At 62.8% G+C, this 22,924-nt stretch carries 20 protein-coding genes; 11 read left to right on the plus strand and 9 right to left on the minus strand.

Going from position 1 to position 22,924, the window contains the following annotated elements:
• Positions 1 to 28 precede the first annotated feature (28 nt).
• Positions 29 to 985, plus strand: coding sequence for an arsenosugar biosynthesis radical SAM (seleno)protein ArsS (gene arsS, locus DBW_RS03075; protein ID WP_066724039.1), 957 nt, complete (start codon positions 29 to 31; stop codon positions 983 to 985).
• Between the two features lie 95 nt (positions 986 to 1,080).
• Here arsS and DBW_RS03080 read toward each other — a convergent pair whose 3' ends face one another.
• Positions 1,081 to 2,154: a pyridoxal-phosphate-dependent aminotransferase family protein gene (locus tag DBW_RS03080; RefSeq protein ID WP_066724042.1), complete on the minus strand. Its 1,074-nt coding sequence runs from the start codon at positions 2,152 to 2,154 to the stop codon at positions 1,081 to 1,083.
• Positions 2,155 to 2,486: 332 nt separating this feature from the next.
• Here DBW_RS03080 and DBW_RS03085 point away from each other — a divergent pair, with 332 nt between their 5' ends.
• Genes DBW_RS03085 through DBW_RS19030 form a run of 3 tightly spaced genes read left to right on the plus strand, consistent with a single transcriptional unit; the run spans position 2,487 to position 4,013 of the window.
• Positions 2,487 to 3,443 (plus strand): IS1595-like element ISDesu2 family transposase, encoded by a 957-nt coding sequence (locus DBW_RS03085; protein WP_066724044.1) that lies wholly within the window; start codon positions 2,487 to 2,489, stop codon positions 3,441 to 3,443.
• A gap of 34 nt (positions 3,444 to 3,477) precedes the next feature.
• Positions 3,478 to 3,753 carry a DUF507 family protein gene (locus DBW_RS19025; protein WP_066724047.1) on the plus strand — a complete coding sequence of 92 codons (276 nt, stop codon included), beginning with the start codon at positions 3,478 to 3,480 and terminating at the stop codon, positions 3,751 to 3,753.
• Positions 3,753 to 4,013, plus strand: a complete 261-nt coding sequence (locus DBW_RS19030) for a DUF507 family protein (protein WP_066724050.1) — start codon at positions 3,753 to 3,755, stop codon at positions 4,011 to 4,013. The genes DBW_RS19025 and DBW_RS19030 overlap by 1 nt, the downstream gene beginning before the upstream one ends.
• 53 nt (positions 4,014 to 4,066) lie before the next feature.
• Here the strand turns inward: DBW_RS19030 and DBW_RS03100 are convergent, their stop codons facing one another.
• Entirely contained in the window at positions 4,067 to 4,471 is a 405-nt protein-coding gene (locus tag DBW_RS03100; RefSeq protein ID WP_066724052.1) for a hypothetical protein, read from the minus strand.
• Between the two features lie 591 nt (positions 4,472 to 5,062).
• On the opposite strand from DBW_RS03100, the gene DBW_RS03105 reads away from it, so the two are divergent.
• The 4 genes from DBW_RS03105 (at position 5,063) to rdgC (ending at position 9,239) form a co-directional block, all read left to right on the plus strand.
• Positions 5,063 to 5,575, plus strand: coding sequence for a hypothetical protein (locus DBW_RS03105; RefSeq protein WP_157471730.1), 513 nt, complete (start codon positions 5,063 to 5,065; stop codon positions 5,573 to 5,575).
• 223 nt (positions 5,576 to 5,798) lie between these two features.
• Entirely contained in the window at positions 5,799 to 6,089 is a 291-nt protein-coding gene (gene groES, locus DBW_RS03110; protein ID WP_066724061.1) for a co-chaperone GroES, read from the plus strand.
• Between the two features lie 33 nt (positions 6,090 to 6,122).
• Positions 6,123 to 7,784 (plus strand): chaperonin GroEL, encoded by a 1,662-nt coding sequence (gene groL / locus DBW_RS03115; protein WP_066724064.1) that lies wholly within the window; start codon positions 6,123 to 6,125, stop codon positions 7,782 to 7,784.
• Between the two features lie 291 nt (positions 7,785 to 8,075).
• Positions 8,076 to 9,239 carry a recombination-associated protein RdgC gene (rdgC, locus tag DBW_RS03120; protein ID WP_066724068.1) on the plus strand — a complete coding sequence of 388 codons (1,164 nt, stop codon included), beginning with the start codon at positions 8,076 to 8,078 and terminating at the stop codon, positions 9,237 to 9,239.
• Positions 9,240 to 9,633: 394 nt separating this feature from the next.
• Here rdgC and DBW_RS03125 read toward each other — a convergent pair whose 3' ends face one another.
• Together DBW_RS03125 and DBW_RS03130 are read right to left on the minus strand one after the other, a co-directional pair.
• Positions 9,634 to 11,085 carry a hypothetical protein gene (locus DBW_RS03125; protein ID WP_066724070.1) on the minus strand — a complete coding sequence of 484 codons (1,452 nt, stop codon included), beginning with the start codon at positions 11,083 to 11,085 and terminating at the stop codon, positions 9,634 to 9,636.
• A gap of 120 nt (positions 11,086 to 11,205) precedes the next feature.
• Positions 11,206 to 12,075 carry an SDR family oxidoreductase gene (locus DBW_RS03130; RefSeq protein ID WP_066724081.1) on the minus strand — a complete coding sequence of 290 codons (870 nt, stop codon included), beginning with the start codon at positions 12,073 to 12,075 and terminating at the stop codon, positions 11,206 to 11,208.
• Between the two features lie 110 nt (positions 12,076 to 12,185).
• Here DBW_RS03130 and DBW_RS03135 point away from each other — a divergent pair, with 110 nt between their 5' ends.
• Positions 12,186 to 13,361, plus strand: coding sequence for a PP2C family protein-serine/threonine phosphatase (locus DBW_RS03135; RefSeq protein ID WP_066724083.1), 1,176 nt, complete (start codon positions 12,186 to 12,188; stop codon positions 13,359 to 13,361).
• Positions 13,362 to 13,379: 18 nt separating this feature from the next.
• On the opposite strand, the gene fusA is transcribed toward DBW_RS03135, so the two are convergent.
• From fusA to DBW_RS03155, 4 genes are all read right to left on the minus strand, one after another.
• Positions 13,380 to 15,449, minus strand: coding sequence for an elongation factor G (gene fusA, locus DBW_RS03140; protein ID WP_066724086.1), 2,070 nt, complete (start codon positions 15,447 to 15,449; stop codon positions 13,380 to 13,382).
• Between the two features lie 133 nt (positions 15,450 to 15,582).
• Positions 15,583 to 17,409, minus strand: a complete 1,827-nt coding sequence (locus tag DBW_RS03145; RefSeq protein ID WP_066724089.1) for a TIGR04442 family protein — start codon at positions 17,407 to 17,409, stop codon at positions 15,583 to 15,585.
• A gap of 59 nt (positions 17,410 to 17,468) precedes the next feature.
• Entirely contained in the window at positions 17,469 to 18,266 is a 798-nt protein-coding gene (locus DBW_RS03150) for a GPMC system MBL fold metallohydrolase (protein ID WP_231875385.1), read from the minus strand.
• Positions 18,263 to 20,638 carry a methyl-accepting chemotaxis protein gene (locus tag DBW_RS03155; RefSeq protein WP_066724092.1) on the minus strand — a complete coding sequence of 792 codons (2,376 nt, stop codon included), beginning with the start codon at positions 20,636 to 20,638 and terminating at the stop codon, positions 18,263 to 18,265. Before DBW_RS03155 ends, DBW_RS03150 begins: the two co-directional genes overlap by 4 nt.
• A gap of 240 nt (positions 20,639 to 20,878) precedes the next feature.
• Between DBW_RS03155 and DBW_RS03160 the strand changes: the two genes are divergently transcribed.
• Both DBW_RS03160 and DBW_RS03165 read left to right on the plus strand, forming a co-directional pair.
• A complete protein-coding gene (locus tag DBW_RS03160) occupies positions 20,879 to 22,186 on the plus strand; it encodes a hypothetical protein (RefSeq protein WP_066724095.1) in 1,308 nt (435 codons plus the stop codon).
• A gap of 41 nt (positions 22,187 to 22,227) precedes the next feature.
• Entirely contained in the window at positions 22,228 to 22,497 is a 270-nt protein-coding gene (locus DBW_RS03165; protein ID WP_066724098.1) for a hypothetical protein, read from the plus strand.
• On the opposite strand, the gene DBW_RS03170 is transcribed toward DBW_RS03165, so the two are convergent.
• Positions 22,485 to 22,880 carry a phage holin family protein gene (locus DBW_RS03170; protein WP_066724101.1) on the minus strand — a complete coding sequence of 132 codons (396 nt, stop codon included), beginning with the start codon at positions 22,878 to 22,880 and terminating at the stop codon, positions 22,485 to 22,487. The genes DBW_RS03165 and DBW_RS03170 overlap by 13 nt on opposite strands.
• Positions 22,881 to 22,924: the final 44 nt, after the last annotated feature.

A 22,924-nucleotide genomic window follows, 5' to 3' on the forward strand; every position in this document is an offset into this window, starting at 1 on the left:
GGGTTGCCGGGACCAGGAGTATAAGACAATGAATCGATTCAGCCTTGCCGTTCGCCGCTCCCTGGGACGGGGCCTTGCCGCCGCGGCGGTTGCCGTGATCCAGGTCAATCTCGGGCTGCGCTGCAACCTGCAGTGCCGGCACTGCCATGTCGAAGGGGCGCCGCAAAGGCCCGAGGTGATGACCTGGCCGACGATGGAAAAGGTGTTGGGACTGGCAAAGGATCTCCCCGGAAGCCGGGTCGATCTGACCGGCGGCGCACCGGAACTGAATCCCGACTTTCGCCGCTTCGTCAGCGCCCTGCGCAGGGCCGGACATCCGGTCCAGGTGCGTACCAACCTGACGGTCATGCTCGAACCGGGGCAGGAGGATCTGCCGGAGTTCTGCCGGAGCCAGCAGGTGCAGCTGGTCGCCTCCCTCCCCTGCTACCTGGAGGGAAATGTCGCGGCTCAGCGGGGTGCGCAGGCCTATGAAAAGTCGATCACCGTCCTGCAGCGGCTCAATCGCCTCGGCTACGGCCAGACGCCTGAGCTGAGCCTCGGCCTGGTTTACAACCCGGGCGGACCCTTCCTTCCCCCCGGCCAGGCACGCCTCGAAGAGGACTATCGCCGCGAGCTCGCCGATCGCTTCGGGATCGTCTTCACCCGGCTGCTGACCATCACCAATATGCCGATCGGGCGCTTCATGGAGGAGCTCGACCGGCAGGCCAGGGGCGCCCAGTACCGCACTCTGCTCGAGGACTCCTTCAACGGCGAGACCCTTGCGGACCTGATGTGTCGCCACCAGATCTGCATCGGTTGGGATGGCACCCTCGGGGATTGCGATTTCAACCTCGCCCTCGGTCTTGGTCTCGCTGCGGGATTGCCGCGCCATATCGACGACCTCGATCCGCCCCTCTTGGCCGGACGGCCGATTGTCACCGGCGCGCACTGCTTCGGCTGTACCGCCGGTTGTGGATCTTCCTGCGGCGGGGCGCTGGTCGCCTGACCTGGTCAACGCGGCTGAAAAATCGCGAAGTACGCAGAACGGCCCCGGAAAATCCGGGGCCGTTCTGCGTACCGATCGATTTTTCGCCGATAAATTCAGCGGACCTGGGGCAGCAGCTTCTCAAGCAGGTCAAAGAGTTCGTCGAGATCGGCCTGGACCATGTCGGCCATGTGCGGGATACGGAAGGTCCGGTTCTTGATCTTGCCGTAGCCGTTGTCGATGGCGTAGCCCTCGGAGCCGGCGAGCTTTTTCAGTTTTTCCAGGTCGGTGCGGCCGTCATCGGCGCCGGAGGTCAGGGTGACGGAACGATAGCCGTCGGCAGCGAAGAGGCCAAAGCCCTGGTCGAGAATCCAGCTGCGGGTCGCCTCGGCCATGGCCTGGTGGCGGGCGTAGCGCCGCTCCAGCCCTTCGGCCGCCATCTTCTGCAATTGGTGGTCAAGGGCGTAGATGAGGCTGATGCAGGGGGTGCTCGGGGTGTTGTCCTTGAGGTCGTTGGCGGCGAACTCGAGAAAGTCGAAATAGTAGCCGCGGTTGGGGGTGGTCGCCGCTTTCTCCAGCGCCCTGGCCGAGACGGCGAAGACCGCCAGCCCCGGCGGCAAGCCGAAGGCCTTCTGGACTCCGGCGAGGCAGACATCGGTGCCAAGGGCGCTGACGTCGAGGGGGACGGCACTCATGGAGGAAACGGTATCGACGATGAAGGAGACCTCCGGGTATTTCTTCATCACCACGGCAATCTCGGCCAGCGGGTTCATCACGCCGGTCGAGGTTTCGTTGTGGACCAGGGTCATGGCGTCATATTTGCCGGTCGCGAGCGCTGCGTCGACCATTTCCGGGGTGACCGGTTCCCCCCATTCGGCGGCGAAGTGATCGGCGGCGAGACCGCAGCGCAGGGTGACGTCGTGCCACTTGGCGCTGAAGGCGCCGTTGCTGAAGTTGGCACAGCGCTTCTGCACCAGGTTGCGGACCGCCCCTTCCATGACGCCGAAGGCACTGCTGGTGGAGAGGAAGACCGGGTCGGAACTGTTGAGGAGGGCCTTGAGAGCCCGGGTGACGCGGCCGTGAAGTTCGGCGTATTCCTTCATGCGGTGCCCGATCATCGGGGCAGCCATCGCCTGCAGGACGTCGAGGCTGACCTCGACCGGGCCGGGAATGTAGAGTTTTTTGGCCATGGCGCACTTCTCCTTGGCGGAACGGAAAACGCCTGGGCCGGCATTGCTGCGAAGTCCAGGCGCACAACTCGTCAGGGGGGCAGGTCAGCGGCTGCCCATCGGGGCAATCAAGGACGGTAATCCCCTGGCGACGATGGCGCACTGGATAGCACATCCTGCATGGCATTGTCAAGGATTCCCTCGTTGACAATGCCCTTGGCCAAAGGTAGGATGGCGTAGTTTTTTCAAGGTTTTTCCTGATTAGCCCTAATTCTCAGCTATGACACATTCTGTCGCACAGGAAGCATAGAGTTTGGCCATGGAACCCATGAAAAACAAGGAGGTTAGCACCCATGGCCATCAATCGTATCCAGTTTCAACCGGGGCTGAGCTTGGCTGATTTTCTCAAAGACTACGGTACGGAAACCCAATGCGAGGCGATCCTTGAGCACTCGCGCTGGCCCCAAGGATTTGTCTGCCCAGCATGCAGTGCAAGCCGCGCGGTCCAGTTCCGGCGAGGACAGTCGAAAATCTTCCAGTGCAGTCGCTGTCGAAAACAGATCTCTCTGATTTCCGGAACGATTTTTCATGGGAGCAATCTACCGCTGACCCAGTGGTTTCTTGCCCTCTACTTTATGACACAAGGCAAGTCCGGCCTGTCGATGCTGGAGATGAGACGTATGCTGGGCTTGAGCTACAAGGCGGCTTGGCGACTCAAGCACAAGCTCATGCAGGCGATGTTCGAACGCGAAGAGACAACGGTTCTGGGTCAGCGAGTCGAGATCGACGATGCCTACTTGGGCGGAGAACGCTCCGGCGGGAAAGTCGGTCGCGGTTCGGAGAACAAAGTTCCCTTCATTGCGGCGGTGGAAACGAGTCATGACGGCCATCCGCTGCGAGCGGTTTTTAGCCGGGTGACGACCTTCAGCAGCCATGACGTTGATCAATGGGCCAAGAATCATTTGGCACCGACGGCGCTGGTCGTTTCTGATGGCCTGAATTGCTTCCGCGCGGTCACCAAGACTGGGTGCTACCATCAGCGAGAGGTGGTTGGTGATCAACGCAGAAGTACCGACATGGGCTGCTTCCACTGGATCAACACCATCCTGGGCAATCTTAAGACGGCCATGGCCGGAACGTATCATGCGTTTGACTTCGACAAATATGCGCATCGCTATCTGGCCGAGTTTCAGTACCGGTTCAACCGGCGGTTCGATCTGCGCAGCATGCTGCCAAGACTGCTGTTCGCCTGTGTCTCAATCGGCAAGCGGCCCGAGGCCTGGCTTCGCCGAGCTGAGAATTGGACCTAATCAGGAGGTTTTTTGCCGATTTCGGGAGGTCGGGGTGTTATTCGGGGAAGAGGATCAACAACGTCTGGCTGCCGCTCTGCTTGCCGCCTTGGTCGATTCCGGGGCGGTGCAACTTAAGGTGGACCGGGAACGGGTCGGCAAGCGGATTGCCGAGCTTATTGGCCAGGAATTAGAGCGCGATAAGGATCTTGACCTGGAGGCAGAAAAACTGTTGGCGGTCCATCTGAAAAATGCTCCTCCTGGTGTCGACCGCCAGAAGTTGCTGCAGATGATCAAGAGACGGCTGGCCGAAGAGGGAGGGGCGAGGTAATGCTGAGCGAAGCGCGGATTTCCCACTTGGCCCATCGGATCAAGGAAGGATTGTGGCGGGACGATCTGGTCGATTATCTCGACGAAGGACGTGCGTTGCAAGTCCTAAAGACTACTGCGACGCGGTATCTGGCTGCCGTGGAGGAGGTCGATTCGTTGGTACGAAGCCGCCTCCAGCGGCAGCATCAGACTCCGGGAAGCCGCCAGTGGCATCTTCTGTACGATCGTTATTTTCGGGAAGAGATGCTTAAACGCAGCTGAAAATGGGCTGTCTTCGGGGGGGGCTTGCCGGTAAAGAGCCTACCATGTCGATCTCAGGAGAAGAACTGGGAGTGAGTAATCCGCCAAGCGCAAGCTTTTCGATAAAAATCTTGATGGTAGTTGTTCTTGTCGCCCTGTTGGCGACAGTGTCTTCTCCGGCCAGGGCGCAGATAACTTTCGGAGTTGTCCCGGGCGGCAACGATCTGATCCAGAACAGAACCCAGGCTCGTGCTCTGGCGCTCTATCTTTCGGGGCAGTTGAACCAAGATGTCTATGTGCAACTCTTCAAGAATACAGATGTTCTTCACGATTGGATCAATCTGGTTCAGCAGGTTGATCTGGCGATCCTGCCGATGGATTATGTTCGCCAACAACCTGTAGATGAGTTCCAGGTTCTGGCTCGGTTCCCTCTTAAGACCTCCGGCTCCGGCCTGTCTGATCCCCTGGTTGCCCGTCAAGGGCTGTCTTTATCCTTGCTCAGCGAAGTGCAATTGGCCCTGCAGTCTCTTGGTCGGACCCCGGCAGGACAGACCGTTTTGGACCAGTTGGGATCGACTTACGAGACCCCGCGCCCCCAGGTTCTCAACCCACGCCCATCGACTCCAGTCCCGGTTCCACCGTCGCCTGCAGGGGAGACGGGTATTGAAACCGTTAGTGTTTTCCCAGCGCCTCTGGCAGCAACGGAACCGCATGCCCCGGCAGCGATGGTGGCATTGCCTGTGTTGGCTGGCAACCCGCCGACCCCCAACTCGCCAATAGCCCCATTTTCTACTCTTCGCCCCGTTGTCGAGGAATCGGTTCCGGCTCCAAGGGGACCCCAACCCCAGCCCCTTTCGGCAGGTTTGGCCCGTGGCAGGGGGGGCGCAACCTCCCAATCGGTTGCGCCGCCGGGAGACAGTCTTGCACCGGCTACCGATGTGATAACGCCCCCCCTGGAAGCCCCACAACTGCCCAGCCAAGGGAAGAACATCCCCCTTACGGATCTGCTGAAGCTCCGCCAGGCACCCGCGCTGCCTGAGGAAAGGCTGCCCCTGGCACCGGCCGATAAGTTGGCCCTGGCCAACCTGGCAAAAGAAGAGCTTTCTCCCCCGCCGCCCGGTCCCAAGCCGATCGACGTGCTGCGGGAGGCGCCACCACAACGGAAGGTCTATATCCTTCCCTTCACCACCCTGATGGTCCCAGGAGTGGTCGCCGAGGGGGTCTTTGACGATTTTGTCGACCTCCTCAACGAGGCGAGCGAAAGTGGCGGCACCGAGTTCGTCATTCTCAAGAGCGGCACCAAGAAGGTCGGCCACGACTGGCTGGCGAGCCGTACCTATGTCACCGGCGAACTCTTCGGCTACGTCGAGGACTCCGGTTGCTGTTCGACCGAAATCCGCGCCCGTGCCCGCGTCCATCTCTTCCGTCCGGGCCAGCCGTCTCCGGTCTTCGACTATGAAATGCCGGTCAAGGAGATGTTCGATCACGATCGTTCGACCCTCGATCAGGAGCGCACCCGAATCTCCCGCCGGGTTGCCGAAACCCTCTCTGTTCAAGTGTTGAAGCACCTGCCGGCCGATTGATCTCCCGGTAAATTTTCGACAAACCCCTTGACATTCTCTCCCCGCTGATTATATTAAGCCCCAGCTGTTAGCACTCACCTGCACCGAGTGCTAACAGGGCCGCAAAAGGCTTGGTTCGTTTGCCGGTTTCGAACGCGAGCCTTTTTGCGTTAGCGATTGTCGTTAAACGGGGCACAGCCCTCTCATTCCATCCAATGTGTGCACAGGAAAGGAGCAAGTTGTCATGAACATCAGACCATTGCACGATCGCATCATCGTCGAGCGTCTCGAGGAAGAGACCAAGACCGCCGGGGGCCTCATCATCCCCGACACCGCCAAGGAAAAGCCCCAGCAGGGGAAAGTCATCGCTGTTGGCAAGGGGAAGAAGACCGAGGATGGCAAGGTTCTGCCCCTCGACGTCAAGGTCGGCGACAAGGTGCTGTTCGGCAAGTACTCGGGGACCGACATCAAGCTTGACGGCAAGGAATTCCTGATGATGCGTGAGGACGATATCCTCGGCGTCGTCGAGAAGTAATTCACCCAAATTCCGCGAGGAGGACTAATAGACATGTCTGCTAAGGAAATCAAATTCGGGCAGGATGCCCGGGCATCGATTCTGAAAGGGGTCAATACCCTGGCCAACGCCGTCAAGGTGACCCTCGGTCCCAAGGGGCGCAACGTCGTCATCGAGAAATCTTTTGGTGCGCCGCTGATCACCAAGGACGGCGTCACCGTCGCCAAGGAGATCGAAGTCGAGGACAAGTTCGAGAACATGGGCGCCCAACTGGTCAAGGAAGTCGCGTCCAAGACCTCCGACGTTGCCGGTGACGGCACCACCACCGCGACGGTCCTCGCCCAGGCGATCTACCGCGAAGGGGTCAAGCTGGTGACGGCCGGCCACAACCCGATGGAGATCAAACGCGGCATCGACAAGGCGGTCATTGAGGCTGTCGAGGCCCTGAAGGCGCTCTCCAAGCCGATCAAGGATCACAAGGAGATCGCCCAGGTCGGCACCATCTCCGCCAACGGCGATGCCACCATCGGCAATATCCTGGCCGAAGCTATGGAAAAGGTCGGTAAGGAAGGGGTCATCACCGTCGAGGAAGCGAAGGCGATGGAGACCACCCTGGAGACCGTCGAAGGGATGCAGTTTGATCGTGGCTACCTCTCCCCCTACTTCGTGACCGACGCCGAGCGCATGGAGACGGTGATGGAGGAAGCCCTGATCCTGATCCACGACAAGAAGATCAGCAACATGCGCGACCTGCTGCCGATTCTCGAGCCGGTCGCCAAGCAGGGGCGGCCCCTGATGATCATCGCCGAGGACGTTGAAGGCGAAGCGCTGGCGACCCTGGTCGTCAACCGCCTGCGCGGCACTCTTAATGTCTGCGCCGTCAAGGCTCCCGGTTTCGGCGACCGCCGCAAGGCGATGCTCGAAGACATCGCGGTCCTCACCGGCGGCAAGGTGATTTCCGAGGAGATCGGCTTCAAGCTGGAGAACGCCACCCTCGACATGCTCGGCCACGCCAAGCGTATCGTTGTCGATAAGGAGAACACCACCATCATCGACGGCGCCGGCGCCGAGGCCGACATCCAGGGTCGCGTCAAGCAGATCCGCGCCCAGGTCGAAGAGACCAAGAGCGATTACGATCGTGAAAAGCTGCAGGAGCGTCTCGCCAAGCTGGTCGGCGGCGTTGCCGTGGTCAAGGTTGGCGCGGCTACCGAGACCGAGATGAAAGAGAAGAAAGCCCGCGTCGAAGACGCTCTGCATGCGACCCGCGCGGCCGTGGAAGAGGGGATCGTCCCCGGTGGCGGCGTTGCCCTGGTGCGCTGCATTGCCGCCCTCAACGCCATGAAGCTCGGCGGCGAGCAGCAGTTCGGCGTCAACATCGTGAAGCGTGCTCTTGAGGAGCCGCTGCGCCAGATTGCCAATAACGCCGGCATGGAAGGCTCCATCGTCATGGACAAGGTGCTCGGCAAGAAGGGTTCCTTCGGCTTTGACGCAGCGGCTGATGTCTATGGTGACATGATCGAAAAAGGGATCATCGACCCGACCAAGGTGGCCCGCAGTGCGCTGCAGAATGCTGCTTCGGTCGCCGGCCTGATGCTCACCACCGAGGCTTGCATCGCCGAGAAGCCGAAGAAAGACGCCGGCATGGGCGGCATGCCTGGTGGCATGGGCGACATGGGCGGTATGGGCGGCATGGGCGGTATGGGCGGCATGATGTAAGCCCGGCCAGCTGCTTAGGACAAGAGCCCCCCGGATGCTTCCGGGGGGCTCTTGTCGTTATTGGAGAAAAGGGTAGTCGCGATTACGGCCCTTGACGAGAAGCCTGTGATCCGCCATCCTCTCCCGGCCACTGCAAGGGAAAAGAGAGGTAGGCCATCCTTCGAGGAGTTGTGCCACAATCTGGACCGGATCGCCCGGGAGATCGAGTTTCCGTCAGCCTCTACAATTCCCTTGCTCCGCGGGTTGAAAAGGTGTACCCCTAGGGACCCGAGCAACCCGCAAGGAGGACCCATGGGAATTTTGTCCAATACCGTCAGTATCTGCCAGTTTCGCGTCGAAGGGACACCGGCCGGCAGTGATCTCGTTACCTGGGCCGGTGAATGTCTCGCCGCCAATGCCTTCCGCTCCATCGAGAAGGGGAGCGAAGAGCTCTCCATCGGTTGGGTGCAACTCGATGACACCAGCTGCAGTGATTTCGTCAATCCCCAGACTTATGCCCGCGACCACTACCTGACCTTTGCCCTGCGCCGCGACCAGCGCCGTCTCCCCGCCCCCCTCCTCAAAGCCCACCTGGCCCGGGCCGAGGAGGAGTTCCTGGCCGCCAACCCGAGCTTTCACAAGGTCCCGAAAGTCAAACGCGAAGAACTCAAGGAAGCGGTGCGCGGCGCCCTCTTTGCGCGCACCCTGCCGGTTCCGAGCGTATGGGACGCGGTCTGGGACAGTCGCCGCAATCTGGTGACCTTCACGGCGCTTAGCCCCAAGGTCATCGACCTCTTCGAGGCGTTTTTCAAGCAGACCTTTGCCGGCCTGCGGCTGGTCGCCCTGCACCCTTTCGGGCGTGCCCGCTGCGTTGTGCCGGCAGAACTCGAGGCGACGCTGGAGCGGGCCAACCGGGCCGCCGGGGACGGTCTCCTCGAAGAGATTCGCGACAACCAGTGGCTCGGGTCCGAGTTTCTCCTCTGGTTGATTTATCGCTCCCAGTCCGGTTCCGGCCAGTACCAGGTGTCGCAATCGGGTCCGGCGCTGGCCGGCGAAGGGTTCGCGGCCTGGCTCGACGATCGCCTGGTTCTCACCGGTGGCGCCGAAGGGGGGCAGAAGGTAGCGGTCACCGGACCCCAGGACCGCTTCTCCGAGGTCCGCACCGCCCTGGCCGCCGACAAGGCGCTTGCCGAGGCGGTCCTCCACCTGGAGAAGGCCGAATGCAACTGGCGCCTCAACCTCAAGGTGCCGAGCTTCCACTTCGCCTCTTTCCGCTCTCCCGGGGTGAAGCTGGAAAAGGACGACCTGACCGATCCGGAGACGGAAAAGATCGCTGTCTTCTTTGAGCGCATGGCCCTGCTCGAGGAGGGACAGCAGCTTTTCGACAGCCTGCTGGCGACCTTTCTGGAACTTCGCCTGGGGAGTGGCTGGACGGCAGAGGAGAAAGCGATCCGGGACTGGCTCGAGGTCGAATAGCGTCAATCACCGCTACTTCAAAAAACTCCCGGTTCCGAGCATTTTCACTCGCTCGGAACCGGGAGTTTTTTTATCAGCTGGAGGAAATTCTCGGCGAGGATTCGGGGGCAGCGGGGTTGGATGGGGGTAGAAATCTCGGCAAGATTGGAGTCGGCGCGGAAGGAACGCCTGGTCACTATCGAATCGAAGCGGTCGGGAATAGAGGTCCTCCGGCTGCAGAGATTCTGCGCCCATTCCCTTTTCACCATCGGGTCGCCGCCCTAGTCGAACTACATGGGGTGGTCAACTATGGTGATCACCGCCAGGCGCAAAACATCGGGGTGTCGAGGAGGAAACGGGCGCCGGAGCCCTCTATGCTGGCAGTGCTTGTCCCGGCTGCCCAACTCTCTGCCGACTACTCGCCTCCGAAGGTCCGGTCCAGCAGCTGCGGGTCATCATAGTGTTCGCGACCGAGCAAGGTGATCGGCTGATGGCCGCGCTGGCGCATGCTCCCTACCGAAGGGATTCCCAGCGAGAAGAAGAGGCCCCGTTCGATCCGTTCGCTGCCGGGGAGAATGCCGGCACTGTTGAAGAGGCTGGGCCGGCCGCCCTCCGGGCCGGGCAGCTGTTCCAGGTCGCTGTAGTCCGCCAGGCCGTAGCCTGTCGCAGCGGGTGGCGCAGGGTGGGCGGCGAGGCGGATCACCTGGTGCCAGCCAGTGGTGATATAGACGGCGAGCCGCTCTCCAGGCCCGGTTTCAGGAAGCTGCTGCGGGACCAGGGGGTCGGGGGCGAAGGGGAGCGGACGCGGAGGGGGGAGCTGGCCGCCGGGAAAGAACTGGTGGTAACAGCCGCAGTTGTTCATGGTCTGCACCAGCAGGGGTCGGCCATCGGCGGCCAGGGTGATGCCGACGGTCAGCCCGTCGTAGGCGCCGCGCTCGATCCAGGGAGTGTCGCCGCCGCTGCGTTCGGGGTACCAGGTGACATAGTTGAGGCGCAGCAGCGGTTCCGTCCCGCGGAAAAGGTGATCCCAGTACCAGTAGACCAGCGGTCGTTCCGGATCGATGGTGAAGCCTGTGGCGGAGCGCTCGACGCGCCCCCAGCGATCACGGTTGTTCTCCTGCTGCTGGATGAAGAGCGGCGCGAAGTTGGCCGCCAGCCACCAGGCGTCCTCCCGGTCCGGCAGGGGGACCTTGAGGGGGTTGGCGCTGGCGCCGGCGAGGCGCCGGGCAACTTCTGCCGCCGGTGCCGGCGGACCGGCAGCGGGAGCACCCGTTTGCCAGGTCCCCTTTTCCAGCCACTGCTGCAGCTCCTGCCGATACCAGTCGCGCCGGTCGTCGTAGGCATTGGCAACGGCCATGGCGACGGGAAGGCTGACCAGGGGGTAAAGCCCGACGACCCGGCGCCAGGTGCGGTAATCATCGGGCACCCGGGTGGTCCTCAGGGTGGCGCGCAGAGTGTCCGGAGCGATCAGTGCTTCCGTCAGGAGCTGCTCGGCACAGGCTTCGCTGCCAGGGACCAGGGATGTGGCGGCATTCTCCCCGGCGCTGGTGGGGGTGGCCTGCTGCGCCAGGCAGCTCAACTCTGCAGTACGTGCTTCGCGGTCGAGACGGCGCAGCTCTGCGGCATAGCTCCGGAACTCGGTAGCAGTCAGGTCGCGCTGGCCGAAGCTGGCCCAGAATCGGCTGGTGCGCAGGTAGGGCGCTTCCGGGATCGGGAAATAGGCGGCATTGCGGCAGCCGCTGGCGACCACGGCCTGGTCGACCGCGCGCAGCAACGCCAGGCAGTCATCGCCCGGAACCGGCACCTGGACGGGAGCACAGGCGGTGGCCAGGGCCAGGAGAAGGAGCATCAGGGGGAAGCGCGGCATCGTTCATCCTCAGGGGGGGAATGGGCGCCGGTGGCGGCCTAGTGATGAAAAGTATACCCGGCCGTGGGGCCGGGAACAATGGCCGCGCCTCTGGCAGACTGCCAACAGCAGAAGGCGCGGTTAGCCCTGCTCTGCCCGGCAGGCGGCCAGCCCGCGCGCCAAATCGGGATAGCGCAGGGTGACGCCGAGTTCGCTGAGTACCCGGCGGTTGTCAATGCGCCGCGATTCTCCGAGATAGGAGAGGAGGGCCGGGCTCAACTGCTGCGCCGCTTCGGCCATAGTGATCTGGGGAGGGCTGGGGAGGCGGAAGGCCGCCGCGACGGCGAGAAAGTAGTCGGTCATCGAGCAAGAATCGCCATCACTGGCATTGTAGACGGCACCAGCCCGGCCCCGCTGCACCGCCGCCAGGCAGATCGTGGCCAGGTCATCGACATGGATACGGTTGCTGCAGGGTGACTCGTCGCGGCGTATCACCGGCTGGCCGGCGGAGAGGGCTGCCAGTGGCAGCCGCCCCGGCCCGTAGATTCCAGCCGCTCGCAGGATCACCAGCGGTACCCCGGCCGTTCCGCACCAGGCCCGCAATGTTTCTTCGGCGGCCTGGCGGCGGCGGGCCCGGTCGGTGGCCGGGCGCAGCGGCGCCTCCTCATCGATAAGGGCACCAGCGCAGTCGCCGTAGACTCCGGTCGTCCCGAGGTAGACAAATCTCAACGGTCGTTCCTCCTCCCCGATGGCGTTGCAAAAGGCGGCCAGCCGCGGGTCGGAGGTGCCTGTATCGGGTGGCGGTGCCAGATAGAGAACGACGCTGGCGGCCAGCTCCAGGGGGGGCAGCTGCTGATCCAGGTCGGCGGCCAGCTGGGGGATGGCGGCGGCGCTCAGCTGCCGATCCGGGGTGCCGGTGCGGGTCACTGCGGTGACGGTCAGGCCGGCATTTTGGGCGCGCAGGGCAACTCTGCGGCCGAGGTATCCGCAGCCAACGATCAACAGCTTCATGGTTCTTCTCCCGCTGGTGCCCGGAAGCAGCTCCCGGCGGGGTGGGGCTGTCTTCCGAGCTGAACATCAAGTATACTTGATAGCCTACCCGACCAGACGGTGGAATGACAATGACCGGGCGTATTTTGCTTCTTCAGAACGACCAGATCGGCGGTATCGATGTCGCGGCGATCCTGCGCGGCCAGGGGTACGCCGTTGTCGTCAGCGCAGATCCGGTGCAGGCCCACGAGCTGCTGCAACGCAGCCCCGACCTGTTGTTGTTCGAGGTCGGCCTCCTTTCCGCCCCGGGCTGGGAGGAACTCCTTGCCCATGGCCGGCGCCTCGCCATCCCCTCCCTGCTGTTCAGCTGCCGCGGGCAGATGCACGACCTGACCCTGCATAGCGCCAAATGCGATGGCGTCCTGCTGCAGGCCGATTCGGTGACCGAGCTGCGGGCCCGCATTGCCCCCCTGGCCGGTTATCGCCAGCAGCGCCTGCAACTCGCCGGAGCCCGCAAACTCCTGCGCGAGCGGAATCGGGAACAGGAAGAAGAATTGCGCTCGGCGGCCCAGATCCAGCGCAACCTGATCCCGACCCGCCTGCCCGATATGGGTAATTACCGTTTTGCCTGGAGCTTTGAACCGTTTGAAAAGATCGGCGGTGACCTTTTCAACGTCATGCAGCTCGACGAAAACACGGTCATGGCCTACCTTTTTGATGTCAGCGGCCACGGGGTCTCAGCGGCGATGGTTTCGGTCTCCGTTTACCAGAGCCTTTCCCTGCATACCGGAAGAATCGTCAAGCGGGTCTTTATCACTCCCCCCTATTACAAGCTGCTCTCCCCGGCGGAAGTCCTGGAGGAGCTGGAACGGGAGTACCCCTTTGAGCGCTTTGAAAAGTTCTTTACCATCAGCTATCTGCTGATGGATATCCCCACCGGGCGGATTCGCTACAGCGGCGCCGGCCACCCGCCGCCGGCCCTGGTGCGGCGTGGTGGCGGCGTGGAATTGCTGCGTACCGGCGGCGGCCTGATCGGCCTCGGAGTCGGCGGCCCTTTTGCCGAAGGGGAGGTCGCACTGCAGGGGGGGGATCGGCTCTTCCTCTACTCGGACGGTGTCATCGAGTGGCCCAATCAGGAGGGGGAGCTGTTTGGCGAGGAACGTTTTTTTCAACTTCTCGATGACCTGCGTGGTGAATCGCTGGCCGAGGTGTGCCGTCGGGTTTATGCTGCGGTGCGGGAGTTTGCCGGCGGCGGCGTGCAGCAGGATGATCTGACCCTGCTCGGAATCGAATTTCTGGAATCCTGAGCCGGGGGGGACAGCAGTTCAGTGGGCGCCAAAACGTTGCTGGGCTTCTTCCGGCGCCAGGTCGAAGTGGGAGAACTCCATCGTGAAGCTTCCCCGCCCCCGGGTTGCGCTGCGCAATTCGGTCATGTAACCGAAGAGTTCCGAAAGGGGGACCAGTGCTGCGATGATTTCACTCGCCGCCCGACTCAGCATCCCTTCGATTCGCCCCCGTTTTTGCTGTAGCGAACCAAGAACCCGGCCGGCCTGATCGCTCGGGACGGTGAGCTCCAGGCGCATGACCGGCTCCAGCAGCGCCGGCAATCCGTCCCTGGCCGCCAGGGCCAGTCCGCGCTGGGCGGCGGCGCGCACGCCGATCGCGGTGGTCACGGCCGGGTCGAAGGGGGCTTCTGCGACCTGGATCCGCAGGTCGGTCAGAGGATAGCCTGCCAGTGGCCCGCCGGCGCACCCCTCCTCCAGGCTGGTCTTAAGCAGTTCCCGTAGCGGCGGCGGCAGCGGGGACTGGTCGATGGCGGGGAGTTCGATCTCGATGCCGCCCCCCCGTTCCAGGGGGGTCAACTGCAGCAGCAGCTCACCCTGCTGCTGCCGCCCCTCGATCTCCCGCGAAAAGCGTTCCCGGCGCGTTACCGCCTGCTGCAGGGTCTCGCGGTAAACTACCTGGGGCCGGCCGGTAGTCACTGCGACCCCGAATTCTCTGGCCAGCCGTTCGGCAATCACCTCCAGGTGCAATTCCCCCATGCCGGTCAGAACCGTCTGGCCGGTATCAGCGTCTTCCCGGACCCGAAAGGTCGGATCTTCCCACTGCAGTTTCTCCAGCGCCGACAGCAGCTTTTCCCGCTCGGCAATACTCTTCGCCTCGACCGCCAGGGAGACGACCGGCTCCGGGATGGTCATTCCGCTGAGCCGCAGCGGGCTCTCCGGCGGCGAGAGGGTGTCCCCGGTGAGGACATCGCGCAGGCCGGTGGCGGCAATGATATCGCCGGCCCGGGCTTCGTCGAGGCGCTCGCGGCGATGGGCATGCATGCGAAAGAGCCGGGCCACGCGGTCTTCACCGCCGCGGGTCCCGTTGCGCAGCAGGGTGCCGGGATGCAGGGTGCCGGCGTAGATGCGCAGGTAGGTCAGCTTGCGCCCCTCATCAGCCAGGACCTTGAACGCCAGGGCACAGAGGGGCGCAGCGGGATCGCAGGTGATCGTCTGGACGGCATTCTCCTGGTCCGGATTGATCGCCTGGGGTGGCGGGACATCGAGGGGGGAGGGGAGCAGGGCGGCGACGGCATCGAGCAGCGGCTGGATCCCCTTGTTGCGCAGCGCCGAACCGAGCAGAACCGGAAAGATCTGGCACTGCAGTACCCCCTTGCGCAGCGCTGCCAGCAGGCGCGGCGCGGTGACCAATCGCCCCTCAAGCAGATCGGCCAGGATCTCGTCGTCGAAGTCCGCGGCCGCTTCGCACAGGGCTTCCCGGGCGGCAGCCGCTGCGGTTGCCAGCTCTGCGGGGATCGTTTCCCGGCGGACCGTCAGTCCCTGGTCGTCCGCATCGAAGTAGCAGGCCTGGCTTTCCAGTAGATCGACGACGCCGCTGAACTCCCCTTCGCTGCCGATCGGCAGCTGGAGCAGAACCGGTCGGGCGTGCAGGCGTTTTTTCAGCTGGGTCAGCACCGCCGCATGATCGGCGCCGACCCGGTCCAGCTTGTTGATCAGGCAGATGCGCGGCACCCGGTAGCGATCGGCCTGGCGCCACACCGACTCGCTCTGCGGCTGGACCCCTTCGACGGCGCTGAAAATGGCGATGGCGCCATCGAGCACGCGCAGCGAGCGTTCCACCTCGATGGTGAAATCGATGTGTCCCGGAGTGTCGATCAGGTTGAGCCAGCAATCTCGCCAGCGGCAGGAGGTCGAGGTGGCGGTGATGGTGATCCCCCGCTCCTGCTCCTGCTCCATCCAGTCCATGGTGGCGGCGCCGTTATGGACCTCGCCCATGCGATGGATCTCGCCGGCGTAGAAGAGGATGCGCTCGGAGACCGTGGTCTTGCCGGCGTCAATATGGGAAATGATGCCGATATTGCGGATGCTGCGGATGTCGGGATGGGTCATGGTGCGAAGCTCCCGTTGGCATTCCTGCAATTATAACGGGGAGATGGTTTCCGGCAAGTTGGCGCGGAATAATTTCAATAACTTGCCAGATTATTCCGGAAATGGCAGGAGGGGAGAGAGGAGAGGTCCCGGGTCAGGAATTGAGGCCTTTGCGGATCTGATAGAGCTCCTCCATGTCGAGGTCGTTCAGTTCGAAGTACTCGCGCTCCAGTTCCTCGACATAGAAGCGGTCGAGGCCGCCGTTGTCGAGGAAATCCTCGCGCAGGGCGGTGTCCTTCTCGGCGACGATGCGGGGAAGCAGGTTGTGGATGTAGATCGCTTCCTTCTTGATGTTGACGACGACATCGCGGAACAGGCCGTCGGGAATCTCGCCGCTGTGCAGGCCCTTGTTGCGCAGCTCTTCGGCCACCTCCAGGCGCAGGGCATCCTGCTCGGCGCGGGTATTGTAACGGGAGTAGAAGTTGCGGATCCGCTCCTTGACGTGGCTGAGGATGATGTTGTAGGTCCCCTCCTGGACCCCGATCTCGCCGATGCGCTGCAGCAGCCCCTGGACTGTCAGCCGGCCGTCCTCGATCTCTTCCAGCCCTTTTTGCAGGCAGCGGATTTTTTTGGCGCCGAAGCGCCCCAGGTACTTGTTGGCGTAGATACTGGAAAAGAAGAGTTCCGAGAAGAGACCGCTGGCAATGGCGTTGAACGCCTTGCGGTTGCCGAGCAGGCTGCGCACCACCTCTTCCGAGAGACGCACATTCTCCATGAAGGCGAGCTGGTTGATGACCGCCGCTGCATTATCGTAACGGTCGAAATAGGTGATGATGTAGGAAAAGTTCTCCAGTAGCTGGATGTCGGCGCCGTCCCGGATCTTTTCGTCGCACGATTTTCCGGTTTCGAGGAGGATATGCTCGAAGCTGTGGTCACGGTTCTCGCTCGCCTGGCGCTTGGCCTGGAGGAGCTTGACCATATCCTCGTCGTCGATGCTGGCATCGATGTGGCGTTCCTGGAAAAAGAGTCCGAAGAGAATCTGCCGGGTCTCGGCGATGTAGTTCTGTTCCTCGAGGTCGATGAGGTTGTCGTGCTTGAGCATCTCGTCGAGGGTGTAGAAGAGCGCCGCGGGGATCTTGTTGCGGACCGAAAGGGTCTTGAGGCGGGTCAGGCGGGCATTCTCCAGGCGGTTGATGCTGCCGCGCCGGTTGCACTCGATGAGGATGTTCTTGTATTCGTCGACGATGCGCCGGTTTTCCGGGTGCTTGTACATGACATCGATGCGGATCCGTTCCTGCTGGTACTTGTCGATGCCGAGATTTTCGGCCAGCTGTTGCAGGCGGGCGAACTCCTCGTCCGGAATCGCCTTGTAGGTGAGGTAAAGTGTTTCAAAGGCCTCGCGGTAGGCCTTGTGCTTCTTGTGGATCAGCTTGACCAGGTAAAGAGAGCTCTTGTGGCCCAAAAGACCGAAAAGTTCATCACCGAGCCCGGAGTCATCCCCCTCGCCGACCGCCTGGCTGCGCTTGAGCAGCTTGCCGAGCAGGCGCAGAATCCCTTCCTGCTGTTCCCGCAGTGATCCGCTGATCGATCCGGTGAGAAAGAAGAAGTAGTTGCAGACGGCGTTTCCCTCGAAGAAGATCCGCTCGTAGCTTTGCCCCCCCTCGGTGCGGCTGGTGAAGCAGAGGCTGCCGTTCTCCTGGTAGGAAGCGCCGTAGAGGACGAGCCGGTTACGGACATCCCCCTTGGCGAGGTCGGCGAGAGGCTGATCGACGCCGAACATGTATTCACAGAACGATCCGCCGTTCCCCCGGTGACTGACCCCCTCGGAGTCGAGGACGAACTCGTTGCCGGGGGAGAAAAAGCGCAGCCGCGCGCCATCCACTTCGTAGAAGTAACAGCGGTAGGCATCACGGGCGGCGGCCGTCGCGAAGTATTCGATGGTCTCGTTGACATGACCATGAAGACGAATTTCCTGATGCATACCGTTCCGTTTCACCGAGGCGCTGGCAAAAGAAAAACCGGGAAACACCCTTTTGCTGGTTACCCGGGCAGGTCGCTTTCGAAAGGCAGGGCCACCCTCTGGCCGTCATAGGCCAGTTCAAACCCTGCGGGGAGACCAACACTGTCGCGGTGGTGCTCCACCTCGTGGCTGAGGTGGGTAAGCAGGGTGCGTCGGGCGCCGAGTTGACGTCCGGCTGCGATCGCCCCGGCGATATTGAAATGGGTCTGGTGCGGCCGAAATCGCAACGCATCGATGACCAGCACCTCAAGCCCCTGCAACTGCAGCGCGGCTTCCTGCGGAATGGCGCTGCAGTCGGTCAGGTAAGCGAGTGGACCAATCCGGAACCCGAGGGCGGTGCCGGCCCCGTGCTCGAGCTCGAGCGGAAGAATCGGCAGGCCAAAGAGGGAGAAGGGGCCGCCGATCGTCCAGGCTGTCAGGTTTGGCCGGTAGCCAGGCTCCGCCGGCTCGCTGAAAATATAGGCGAAGACCCGCTGCAGCACGGCCAGCGAATCGGCTGCGGCGAAGACCGGCAGTGGCGGCTGGTCCGAGCGGCTGAAGGTGCGCAGGTCGTCGATGCCGTGGACATGGTCGGCATGGGTATGGGTATAAAGGACGGCATCGACCGTCTTGAGCCCTTCCCGCAGCGCCTGCTGACGCAGGTCGGTGGCGGTGTCAATGAGGATGTTGCGCCCTTGCCACGCCACCAGGGCGCTGCAGCGGGTACGTTGATTGCTTCCGTTACCGGAACGGCAAACCGGACAATCACACCCCGGCACCGGTACGCCGGTACTGGTCCCCGAACCGAGGATGGTCAGGGTCAGCTCGCCCCGGCTCATACCTTGAAGGCACCGACCTCTTCCTCGAGGGTCGCGGTCTGCCGGGAGAGGAGTTCAACCACCTGGTCGAGCTCGGCGGTACGCTCAGCATTCCCTTCGGCAATGCCGCGCAGACTCCCCACCGCATCGACGACCTGGCGGCTGCGCTGGGTCTGCTCGCGGGTCGCCTCATCGATCCGCTCGATCATATCGCGAATCTTTTCCATGCTGGCATTGATCTGGCGGCTCCCCTTGGCCTGTTCGCCGGTACTCAGTTTTCCCTGCGAGGCGATCTCCTTCATCGCTTCGGCCGCGCGGGCCAGCTGCTTGGTGCCGTCGGTCTGCTGCTTGATGGCGGCCGCAATCTGGCCGAGCATCGAGGCGACCTGGTTGATCGAATCGGTAATCTGGCGGCTGCCCCGGGATTGTTCCTGGGTCGCGCGGACGATGCTGCGCACCTGTTCGGTCGCCTTGGTGGTGCTGGTGCGGATCTTGTCGAGGGCGATCCCGGTCCCCTTGGAACGTTCCACCTCCTGGTGGACCCGCTCGCTGCCGGCGCGCATGGCCGAAACCGCGTCCCGGGTGCCGCTCTGCAGGTTGCCGATAATGGCGCCGATTTCCCGGGTCGAGACCGCGGTCCGCTCGGCCAGCTCCCGGATTTCGTCGGCAACGACGGCAAACCCCTTGCCGTGCTCTCCGGCCTGGGCCGCAATGATGGCGGCATTGAGGGCGAGCAGGCTGGTCTGGTCGGCAACCTCGTCGATCACCGTCAGGATCTTGCCGATGGCGTTGGACTGGCTGCCGAGGTCCTGGATGGCACCGCTCGCCCGGTCGACCATCTCGCGGATCGAGTTGATCCCCTCGAGGGTCGCGTCGACCGCCTCTTTCCCCTTCTGGGCGTCCTTGGCCGCTTCCTCGGAGAGCTGATTGGTACGCTCGGCATTCTCCTCGATCTCCTTGATCGAGGCATCGAGCTCGATAATGGAGGAGGCGGTCACCTCCGTCGACGAGGAGAGAATCTCGACATTTTCCGTGATCTGCTGGCTGGCCACCGACATCTCGTTGATCGAACTGGAGACCTCGTCGACGGTGGCGAAGAGTTTCTCCATCTGCGAGGCGATCTCTTCGATGGTGGCGCCAAGTTCCAGGGTCGCCGAGGAACTCTCCTCGGCGGATTCGACCAGAAAACCGGTACTTTCGGCGACGCCGGAAATGCTCTCTTCGATTCCCTTGATGGCGCGGAACGATTCTTCAAGGGCCTGGGACTGTCGGACGGCCCCCTCGTTCACCTGGCTGGAAGAGAGGCGGATCTTCTCCGTCGCCTCGTTGAGGCCGCCGGAGACCGAGCGGGTGCGGCTGACCATCTCCCGCAGGCGTGCCACGAAGCGGTTGAAATTTTCGGCCAGAATGCCGACTTCGTCCCGGGAACGAACCACCAGCGCCCGGGTCAGGTCGCCTTCCCCCTGGGCAATCTCCTCCAGATTGTGGACGACCTCGGCGAGGGGACGGGTGATGTTGCTGGAAATCGCCAGTCCGACCAGGGTGGCGAGCGCGGAGACGACGAGCAGGATGACAAAGAGGACTTCCTGCATATGCTTGCGGGCCGCAACGCTCTGCGAACTGTCGATGGCCATCAGCAGTCCGCGGCCGTCGTTGCCGAACTTGGCGGTGAAGAGTGCGTAGGGGACCCCGCCGATGTCGGTCTTGCCGTGGCCGGTCTGGAGGATCTCCTGGAGCGGCAGGCTGCGCAGCGCCGGGTTGGAGGTGGCGACGATCCCGTCGGAGTCATAGAAGGCGACCTCGGCACCACTTAGGGCGTGGATCTCGCCGGCAAAGCTGTCGTCAAGGAAATCGATCCCGATCAGCAGGCCGATGACCTCGTTCTGCAGCCGGACCGGGGCGACACTGACGATGGAAAGCTGGCCGTCGAACATGGTGACGCCATTGGCTTCGCTGCCGCCGAGGGCGGTCTGCAGCAAGGGATGATCGACGCCGGTGCTGGCAGGAATTTCGTTGTTGCCGGTCAGGGTCCGCAGCAGAATCTCTCCCTGCTTGTCCCGGACCTGGACCATGTCGAGCTGGAAAATTTCCTGGATTCCCTGAACGACCTTGTCGATCTGTGTGTTCTCGCCGGTCAGGGCCGTATAGTAGACAGCGTTGACCAGGTCGGTGTTGCGGCCGAGGAGCTTGATGTAGTTGCTGATTTCCCGCTCTTTGAAGTCGATGCTCTGCTCGACGAAGTTGGTAACCTCTTCTACCCGCTGCTGCATTGCCCCCGCAAGCTGCCGCTGGTTGAGGCCGGAGACGATAAAAAGCGTTACCGCCAGAGCCAGGACCGAGAGGCCGATCATTCCGAAAAGGATTTTCCAGCGTAACTTGAGAGCTTTGAACATGTGTACACCTCTGTCTGGTGGTCGGCGCGGACGCCGCCATTCCGGTGCGGTCCGGCAAGGGGTTGAGGTTGGTAGCGGCCAACTTTGAGAAAATAGCATCCAAACTCAATGCTGGCAACCATTTATCCGGCCCGGCAGCAGGTCTGAAAGCCTGCTGGCATCCCCTGCTCAGGACCCCGCCGGAGTCGGCAGTTGTCCAGACCGCCGTCGGGAGTTATGCTGATGAGAAAAGGGAACGCCATGAAACCAGGAATACCGAAGATTCCCGACCTGTTCCGCTGTGAATTCCAGGTCGATGCCAATGCCCCGTTCTGCCGTCATCTCAACCGACTCGAAGTGGAGATCGGTCGGGAAGATTACCGGCATCTAAAACGGGTCGAGCTTCTCACGGAATCCCCGGGCGAGGAAGCCTTTTGCGCCATGGAGGAGATTACCGACCGTCTCCTTGCGACCACCCAGAACAGCTATAACCGCGACCTGTTGCAGCGCCTCGGGGTCCGGGTCTATCTCGATTCGGCCCATTACGCCGTTTACTATCGCCTGCCTGACCGTGTATTGCGTTTTGTCGCCGCCTGGCGGCAACGGGTCCTCTCCCGGTTCTTCGGTGCCGTCCCGGTCGATGACAGCGGCTGGCAGGAGGCCGGGGCGGCCCTCCCCGGTTTTTCGGCCCGTTTTCTCCCCGATGGCGCCGGCGGGGTATTGCTGCTGCGGCGCAGTGCCGGGCGCCGTGCCGAGGAGCCGCTGTTGACGGCGACCCATGGCCCCTACGATCCCCATACGCTGGAGGTAGCCCTTTATTTCCTGCGCACCAACCGCGGCGGGGCGGCGCTGATCAACCTCGGCTTTTCCGGGCGGGAACCGCTCGCGGACGAGAGTCTGGAACGCCTGAAAGGGTGGGGGGTGCCCCTGAATCCGAGCAATATCGACGTCATCTATCCTTACCTCGACGCCGCTGGTCACCCCTGTTGCTACAAGCTGGAAGAGGGATTTGAAGGGCTGGTCCGCATACTTGGCGGCCCCTTGCCGGACCTGGTCATCGACCTGCACGGCTGCGTCGGCACCCGGGCCGATGACAGTCGCCTGGTGGTCGGCCTGGGTGGTGCCCCGCCCTGGGTCGAGGGGAGTGAACTGGGGCGCCTGGAGCGCCATGGCGAGGTGCTGCACCTCTTTCCCGCCCCCCGCTTACGCCAGGGGCTGCAGCTGTTGCGGTCGCTGTCGCCGGAGATCTACCTGCAGTTCTGCTCGGGGCCGCAGCAATGCTACAATTTCGCCCTGCTGGGTGGCCTGCAGCTGATTGGCCGGGTCCTCGACCCACACAGCGACGTCGCCAGGCTCCTCCCCGGGGAAGAACGAAACTTCCTGCCGCGGGAAGATTTGCGCTGGATCCCGGGAGCCGGCGGCAATGCCCGGCAACGGATGGCGGCGCGCCGGTTGCACCCCGATATCCTCTGTCTGCATGTCGAAATACCGACCGGCGTCAGGCGGCGGATGGTCCTCAAGCTACGGGAACTGGAGATTGCGGCCTCCCTGGACGCCAGCGGTCTCTAGTCGATCTCCCGCCCGCCCTTATTTTCCGGCCATGGAGCGCCATGAACCAGCCAATTCGCCGCGTATTCGACAGCTACGCTCTCTGTCTCCTGCTGGCGGTAGCTTTCCCGCCGTGGCAAGGGCCCCCCCTGGTCGCTGCCGTCGGCGCCGACGGGCCGGTCTATGCCTGGATCTGGTCGCCACCCCGGAACCCGGGCTGGATCTTCGTTCCCGATTTCCCCCGGCTCTTCCTCGAAATCATTTCCCTGACCCTGGTCCTGGTCGTCGCAAAACTCTTCCTGCGCAATTCTTCCTCCAACTATTCCCAATGATCCTCGTCCCGGCGCTGCAGGACGATGACATCCATCTTCCCCTCGTTGCCGACCAGGGTGGTGAGCAGCCAGCTGACCAGACTGATCACCAGCGAGGCGAGCAGGGCGCTGCCAAAACCCTGAATCTTCAGTCCACCGATTACGCCGGAGACCATCATCAGCAGCAGGGCGTTGATAACGAAGGTGAAGAGGCCGAGGGTGAGAATGTTCAGGGGGAGGGTCAGCAACAGCAGCAGGGGACGCAAGAGCGCATTGAGGATGCCGAGCAGGGCAGCGGCGGCCAGGGCGCTGGGGAAGCCGGCCACGGCGATGCCGTCAATCAGGTAGGCGGCGGCGAGGATCGCCAGGGTCAGGATCAGCCAGCGCAGCAGTAAACCTTTCATCGGCGTCTCCTTGCGATGAGCGTCTGCCCGTCCGGTTCGGTGCG

This window comes from Desulfuromonas sp. DDH964, assembly GCF_001611275.1.
In the GTDB taxonomy this organism is placed as follows: domain Bacteria; phylum Desulfobacterota; class Desulfuromonadia; order Desulfuromonadales; family DDH964; genus DDH964.

Coding starts and splice junctions, on each gene's coding strand:
- arsS (WP_066724039.1), top strand. CDS start 29: ATGAATCGATTCAGCCTTGCCGTTCGCCGCTCCCTGGGACGGGGCCTT.
- DBW_RS03080 (WP_066724042.1), bottom strand. CDS start 2,154: ATGGCCAAAAAACTCTACATTCCCGGCCCGGTCGAGGTCAGCCTCGAC.
- DBW_RS03085 (WP_066724044.1), top strand. CDS start 2,487: ATGGCCATCAATCGTATCCAGTTTCAACCGGGGCTGAGCTTGGCTGAT.
- DBW_RS19030 (WP_066724050.1), top strand. CDS start 3,753: ATGCTGAGCGAAGCGCGGATTTCCCACTTGGCCCATCGGATCAAGGAA.
- groES (WP_066724061.1), top strand. CDS start 5,799: ATGAACATCAGACCATTGCACGATCGCATCATCGTCGAGCGTCTCGAG.
- groL (WP_066724064.1), top strand. CDS start 6,123: ATGTCTGCTAAGGAAATCAAATTCGGGCAGGATGCCCGGGCATCGATT.
- rdgC (WP_066724068.1), top strand. CDS start 8,076: ATGGGAATTTTGTCCAATACCGTCAGTATCTGCCAGTTTCGCGTCGAA.
- DBW_RS03125 (WP_066724070.1), bottom strand. CDS start 11,085: ATGCCGCGCTTCCCCCTGATGCTCCTTCTCCTGGCCCTGGCCACCGCC.
- DBW_RS03130 (WP_066724081.1), bottom strand. CDS start 12,075: ATGAAGCTGTTGATCGTTGGCTGCGGATACCTCGGCCGCAGAGTTGCC.
- DBW_RS03135 (WP_066724083.1), top strand. CDS start 12,186: ATGACCGGGCGTATTTTGCTTCTTCAGAACGACCAGATCGGCGGTATC.
- fusA (WP_066724086.1), bottom strand. CDS start 15,449: ATGACCCATCCCGACATCCGCAGCATCCGCAATATCGGCATCATTTCC.
- DBW_RS03145 (WP_066724089.1), bottom strand. CDS start 17,409: ATGCATCAGGAAATTCGTCTTCATGGTCATGTCAACGAGACCATCGAA.
- DBW_RS03150 (WP_231875385.1), bottom strand. CDS start 18,266: ATGAGCCGGGGCGAGCTGACCCTGACCATCCTCGGTTCGGGGACCAGT.
- DBW_RS03155 (WP_066724092.1), bottom strand. CDS start 20,638: ATGTTCAAAGCTCTCAAGTTACGCTGGAAAATCCTTTTCGGAATGATC.
- DBW_RS03160 (WP_066724095.1), top strand. CDS start 20,879: ATGAAACCAGGAATACCGAAGATTCCCGACCTGTTCCGCTGTGAATTC.
- DBW_RS03165 (WP_066724098.1), top strand. CDS start 22,228: ATGAACCAGCCAATTCGCCGCGTATTCGACAGCTACGCTCTCTGTCTC.
- DBW_RS03170 (WP_066724101.1), bottom strand. CDS start 22,880: ATGAAAGGTTTACTGCTGCGCTGGCTGATCCTGACCCTGGCGATCCTC.